The following is a 5,840-nucleotide window of genomic DNA, read 5'->3' as shown; positions in this document are numbered from 1 at the left end:
GGGAGCAAGCTCCCTCGCCACAAAAGCAGATTGTTTGTGAATCAGTGCATCAGGCGCTGATTGCCAACCCATGCCGCCGATGATGCACGCTCAACTGATCCTTGATCAGCCTTAGCACCCTGGCCTCGTGCTCATGGATAAAGAAGTGACCGCCGGCCAGCATGTCCACCGAAAAGCTGCCCGAGGTTTCCCGGCTCCAGCCGATCAGTTGCTCGGTGCTGGCCTTGTCGGTGGTGCCACCGAGTACGTGCACCGGGCATTTGAGCGGCGCTCGGGTTCGCGGCTCGAAGCGCCCGCACAGCAGAAAATCCGCCCGCAGCACAGGCAAGGTCAGGGCCATCAGTTCTTCATTGGCCAGTACTTCTTCGCTGGTGCCATTGAGGGTGCGCAGTTGCTCGATCAATTCGGCATCGGTTTTCGGCGTGGCAAAACCGCGGTCGTAATCAGCGCGCATCGTCGGCGCCGCGGTGCCCGAGGCGAACAGCGCTACCGGTTCCGGGCAACCTAATTCGCGTAAGGCATGGGCGATTTCACAGGCCAGCAGCGCGCCCAGGCTGTGGCCGAACAGCGCATAAGGAGCCTGGAGCGTGGGGAGCAGTTCCCGGGCCAGTTGCATCGCCAGCGGGCCCATGTCGGTGTGCAGCGGCTCGCCGAAACGCGCCCCGCGCCCCGGCAACTCCACCGGTTGCAGGTGCAGCCATTGCGGCAATTTGCGCCGCCAGCGGCTGTAAACCATCGCGCTGGCGCCGGAATACGGCAGGCACAGCAGGGTCAGTTGGGTCACTGCGGTTTTCTCCGATCGGTCGTGTATGAAAGATAACGAAGTGGCAACACGGCGAATTAGTCAGCGTCGCGGGATGGCCCCCATGCTTTCACAGGCGCCCCTATACTGGCGAGCATCTCGGTCAGATCCACTCCACAGGAGAGCACCATGAGCTGGTCCGCCAAGCAATACGTCACGTTTGAACAGGAACGCACCCGCCCGGCCCGGGACCTGCTGGCCGCCATCCCGCCGGGGCAGGCACGCTCGGTGATCGACCTGGGGTGCGGCCCCGGCAATTCCACAGAATTGTTGGTGGAGCACTTTCCCGGGGCCACGGTGCGCGGCCTGGACAGCTCCAGCGACATGATACAGGCCGCCCGCCAGCGCCTGCCCGAAGTGGCATTCGACACCGCAGACATCGGCCAATGGGACGAACCCGGCCCCTTTGACGTGATCTTCGCCAACGCGGTGCTGCAATGGCTGCCAGACCACGCCACCCTGCTGCCGTCACTGGTAAACAAACTGGCCGAGGGTGGCAGCCTGGCGATCCAGATGCCCGACACGCTGCACCAGCCGTCCCACCGCTTGATGCGAGAAATCGCCGCCAACGGGCCCTGGGCCAGGCAACTGGCCGGAGCGGCCGATACGCGCACGGAAGTGGCCGATGCCAGCCAGTACTATTCGATCCTCAAGCCCCATTGCGCCCGCGTCGATGTGTGGCGCACCACCTACCATCACCCGCTGGCCGGAGGCGCCGCTGGCGTGGTGGAGTGGTTCAAGGGCAGCGGCTTGCGGCCGTTTCTCGAGCCGCTGGATGAGGTCCAACGCGGGCAATACCTGGAGCAGTACCTCAACGCCGTCGAACAGGCTTATCCAGCCCTGGACGATGGAACGGTCCTGCTGCCATTTCCTCGTGTGTTCATGGTCGCAACCCGCTAGGAGGGTTAAATTTCCGGTTCCGGCCCTCGTTACCTGCTCAGACTAAAACCCACAAGAGTGACCGCCGTGGACCTGCAAACCATCCTGGGCAAACTGTTCGCCAACGCCGGCGCCGTTGGTATCGAAGGTGTTTTCCAATTCGTGTTCGGCCCCCAGCAGGCGTACTGGTCCGAGGTCAAGACCAGCAGCCGCACCCAGGCCGGTCGCCACAGCAGCCCCGACGTGACCATCGAAGTGGCGGAAAAAGACTTTCTCGGGATCATGGCCGGTATGGCCAATGTCGAGGAGCTGTTCGCCAGCGGACGCCTGAAGATCGGCGGCAACATGGGTCTGGCGACATTGTTGCCGCAGATCATCGAGCATGCCCGCCATGGCGGTGGCGCGGTGGAAAAGGTCGACATGAACAAGCGCTACCCCACCCCGCCGCGCTTCAGCGAAAAGCTCACCGCCAGCCTGCCGACCCAACGCAGCGTGGAACGTCGGCCGCGCAGCGAGCTGTCGGTGCAGGAGTTTCGCGCGCGCTACCTGCCTCACGGCATTCCGGTGGTGATCAGCGATGCCTTGCAGGACTGGCCGTTGTTCAAGCTCAGCCGCGAAGAATCCCTGGTGCATTTTGCCGAGCTACAAGGCATCACCCGCCACGGCGACTACGTGAAGAAAACCTTCTCCACCGAGCGGGATTTTCGCTCAACGTCCATGGCCGATTTCATTGCTTCCCTGGACAGCCCGGCGGTCAAGGGCGCCGATGGCGAACCGCCGGCCTACATGGGCAACAATATCCTGCCGGCGCAGTTGATGGAGCAGATCAAATACCCGGCCTACTTCGACCCGTCGCTGTTCATTCCACCGCGCATCTGGATCGGTCCCAAAGGCACCCTGACGCCACTGCACCGCGACGACACCGACAATCTATTCGCCCAGGTCTGGGGTCAGAAGACCTTCACCCTTGCTGCGCCCCATCACCGCGAAGCCCTTGGCACCTGGTCCACAGCGCCCCAAGGCGGACTGGACGGTTGTGATTTCAACCCGGATGCGCCGGACTACCAGCGTTTCCCCCGCGCCCGTGATGTGACCTTCCTGCGGGTGACGTTGGAGGCCGGGGATCTACTGTTCCTGCCCGAAGGCTGGTTCCATCAGGTGGAGTCGGTGTCCACTTCGTTGTCGGTGAATTTCTGGGTGAATTCGGGGCGGGGTTGGTGAGAGCTGACTTGAGGCAAGCTGCCCTTGTGGCGAGGGGATTTATCCCCGCTGGGCTGCACAGCAGCCCCAAAACCTGGCAACTGTGGTGTGCCAGACAGTTTGAACGGGGGCGCTTCGCACCCCAGCGGGGATAAATCCCCTCGCCACAGGTTTTGTGTTCGCCATGGGTGGCGCGTCATTCCATCGTGAAGATCGCTTCACCCAAATGAACTCCACGCACCTCATACCAGTCAGCAGGTAAGGCCCTCCATTCAAGGTGCTAGACCATGCAGATATCCCTCGCCCGCCAGGTTGCCCTGGTCACCGGCGCCAGTTCCGGCATCGGTGCGGGCTCGGCCAGGGCATTGGCGGCGGCCGGTGCCGCCGTGGTGCTCAATTACCATTCCAGCGCCGGCCCGGCCGAAGAACTGGCCCGCGAGATCAACGACAACGGCGGCCAGGCCATCGCTATCGGTGCCGATGTATCGAAAGAGCAAGACGTCGAACGGTTGTTCGCCCAGACCCTGGATGCGTTTGGCACGCTGGACATTCTGGTCGCCAACTCTGGCCTGCAAAAAGACGCCGCCGCCGTCGACATGAGCCTGGAGGATTGGAACACGGTGATCAGCGTCAACCTGACCGGTCAGTTCCTCTGCGCGCGCGCTGCACTGCGGATTTTCAACCAGCAGGGCATTCGCCAAGGCGTCTCCCGGGCCGCGGGCAAGATCATCCACATGAGCTCGGTGCATCAGCGCATCCCTTGGGCGGGTCACGCCAATTACGCCGCGTCCAAGGGCGGCATCGATCTATTGATGCAGAGTCTCGCCCAGGAAACCAGCCACCAGCGCATCCGCATCAACGGCATCGCGCCCGGCGCGATCCGCACCGCCATCAACCGCGAGGCCACCGAGGGTGAGCAGGAGCAAAAACTGCTGGAGCTGATCCCTTACGGTCGTATTGGCGATGTGGAAGACGTCGCCAACGCGGTGGTCTGGCTGGCGTCGGACTTGTCCGATTATGTGGTAGGCACCACGTTGTTCATCGATGGCGGGATGAGCCTTTATCCGGGGTTTCGCGGCAATGGCTAACGATCACGAACCACAAAGCCCTATCGAGAACCACGGCATCATCGGCGACATGCGCAGTGCTGCGCTGGTGAATGACCGAGGCAGCGTCGACTTTTTCTGCTGGCCGGAATTCGACAGCCCATCGATTTTCTGCTCGCTGCTGGACACCCCCGAAGCGGGCATCTTCCAGCTCGCCCCGGACCTGCCCCACGCCCGTCGCCAGCAGATCTACCTGCCTGATACCAACGTGCTGCAAACCCGCTGGCTGAGTGACGGTGCGGTGGTGGAGATCACCGACATGCTACCCATCAGCGACAGCGAGGATGATTTGCCGGTGCTGATGCGCAAAGTGCACATGACCGTCGGCCAAGCGACCTTTCGCATGCGCTGCGCGGTGCGCCACGACTATGCGCGAGCAGCGACCACTGCGCGCCGGGACGGTGATCACGTCCTCTTCGAAGCCGCGCAACAACCGACCCTGCGCTTGTGTTCCGATCAGGCCATGACGCTGAGCGGCAACGCGGCGCAGGCCGAGTTCACCCTGGAAGAGGGCCAGACTGCCGAGTTCCTGTTGGGCGGTATCGACGACCCACGACTTCAGGATGACGTCAGCGCCCTCTGCCTGGAACGAACCCTGGCGTTCTGGCGCGGCTGGATTGGCCAATCGAATTATCGCGGGCGCTGGCGCGAGGTGGTCAACCGCTCCGCCCTGGCGCTGAAACTGCTGACCTCGCGCAAACACGGCGCCATCCTCGCCGCCGCGACCTTCGGCCTGCCGGAAACCCGTGGCGGCGAGCGCAACTGGGATTACCGCTACACCTGGATCCGCGACGCGTCCTTCACCGTTTACGCGTTCATGCGCCTGGGCTTCGTTGAAGAAGCCAACGCCTACATGCGTTTTCTGCGGGGCCGGGTCAGCGACTGCTGCGATCAGCCGACCAAGCTCAACATCCTGTATGGCCTGGATGGCAGGCAGGAGCTGCCGGAAACCGAGTTGCCGCACCTGAGCGGCTTCGGCAATGCCCAGCCAGTGCGCATCGGCAACCTCGCCTACAAACAGGTGCAACTGGACATCTTTGGCGAGCTGATGGATGCGGTGTACCTGGTCAACAAGTACGGCGAAGCCATTTCCCATCAAGGCTGGAAGCACACCGTCAACGTGGTCGATCAGGTGTGCGAAATCTGGCAGGACAAGGACGTGGGCATCTGGGAAATGCGCGGCGACAAGCAACACTTCCTGCATTCGCGCCTGATGTGCTGGGTCGCCGTCGACCGTGCCATCCGCCTGGCCGAAAAACGCTCCCTGCCCGCCCCGTTCGCGCGCTGGGACCAAACCCGACAGGCCATCTACGAAGACATATGGGCAAATTTCTGGGACGAGGAACGGCAGCATTTCATCCAGCGCCTGGGCAGCACCGCCCTCGACGGTTCGATGTTGCTGATGCCACTTGTGCGCTTCGTCAGCGCCCGCGACCCGCGCTGGCTTTCAACCCTTGATGCCATTGAAAAAAGCCTGGTGCGCGACGGAATGGTGTACCGCTACCGCAACGACGACAGCCCCATCGACGGGCTTAGTGGCACCGAAGGTTCGTTTGTCGCCTGCTCGTTCTGGTACGTCGAATGCCTGGCCCGCGCCGGCCGCGTGGAAAAAGCCCAGCTGGAGTTCGAGCAGTTGCTGCGCTACGCCAATCCACTGGGCTTATATGCCGAAGAGTTCGACAGCCACGGCTACCACCTGGGCAACACCCCCCAAGCGTTGAGCCATCTGGCACTGATCAGCGCCGCCAGTTTTCTGGACCGCAAATTGAGTGGGGACAAAACCCATTGGCAGCCGTGAGTTGTGCGTGTGAATGAAAATAAATCTTTTGTGGCGAGGGAGCTTGCTCCCGCTC

5 protein-coding genes are annotated in these 5,840 nt (G+C 62.5%); 4 read left to right on the top strand and 1 reads right to left on the bottom strand.

Annotated elements, in window-relative coordinates; translation table 11 throughout:
- Positions 1-49 precede the first annotated feature (49 nt).
- Entirely contained in the window at positions 50-784 is a 735-nt protein-coding gene (locus HU811_RS24010) for a thioesterase II family protein (protein WP_186658446.1), read from the bottom strand.
- A 147-nt stretch (positions 785-931) separates the two neighbouring features.
- Here HU811_RS24010 and tam point away from each other — a divergent pair, with 147 nt between their 5' ends.
- The 4 genes from tam (at position 932) to HU811_RS23990 (ending at position 5,785) form a co-directional block, all read left to right on the top strand.
- Entirely contained in the window at positions 932-1,702 is a 771-nt protein-coding gene (gene tam, locus HU811_RS24005; protein ID WP_186658444.1) for a trans-aconitate 2-methyltransferase, read from the top strand.
- Positions 1,703-1,768: 66 nt separating this feature from the next.
- Positions 1,769-2,902: a cupin-like domain-containing protein gene (locus tag HU811_RS24000; protein WP_092456583.1), complete on the top strand. Its 1,134-nt coding sequence runs from the start codon at positions 1,769-1,771 to the stop codon at positions 2,900-2,902.
- A gap of 266 nt (positions 2,903-3,168) precedes the next feature.
- Positions 3,169-3,969 carry an SDR family oxidoreductase gene (locus tag HU811_RS23995; RefSeq protein ID WP_186658442.1) on the top strand — a complete coding sequence of 267 codons (801 nt, stop codon included), beginning with the start codon at positions 3,169-3,171 and terminating at the stop codon, positions 3,967-3,969.
- Positions 3,962-5,785: a glycoside hydrolase family 15 protein gene (locus HU811_RS23990; protein ID WP_186658441.1), complete on the top strand. Its 1,824-nt coding sequence runs from the start codon at positions 3,962-3,964 to the stop codon at positions 5,783-5,785. Before HU811_RS23995 ends, HU811_RS23990 begins: the two co-directional genes overlap by 8 nt.
- Positions 5,786-5,840 lie beyond the last annotated feature (55 nt).

The sequence above is a fragment of the Pseudomonas tehranensis genome, assembly GCF_014268615.1.
Taxonomy (GTDB): Bacteria; Pseudomonadota; Gammaproteobacteria; order Pseudomonadales; family Pseudomonadaceae; genus Aquipseudomonas; species Aquipseudomonas tehranensis.
The sequence above is the reverse complement of the archived record's forward strand: the minus strand, read 5'-3'. Positions and strand labels throughout refer to the sequence as shown.

Excerpts from the sequence above, each read along its gene's own strand:
- tam (WP_186658444.1), top strand. The coding sequence starts at position 932 with ATGAGCTGGTCCGCCAAGCAATACGTCACGTTTGAACAGGAACGCACC.
- HU811_RS23995 (WP_186658442.1), top strand. The coding sequence starts at position 3,169 with ATGCAGATATCCCTCGCCCGCCAGGTTGCCCTGGTCACCGGCGCCAGT.
- HU811_RS23990 (WP_186658441.1), top strand. The coding sequence starts at position 3,962 with ATGGCTAACGATCACGAACCACAAAGCCCTATCGAGAACCACGGCATC.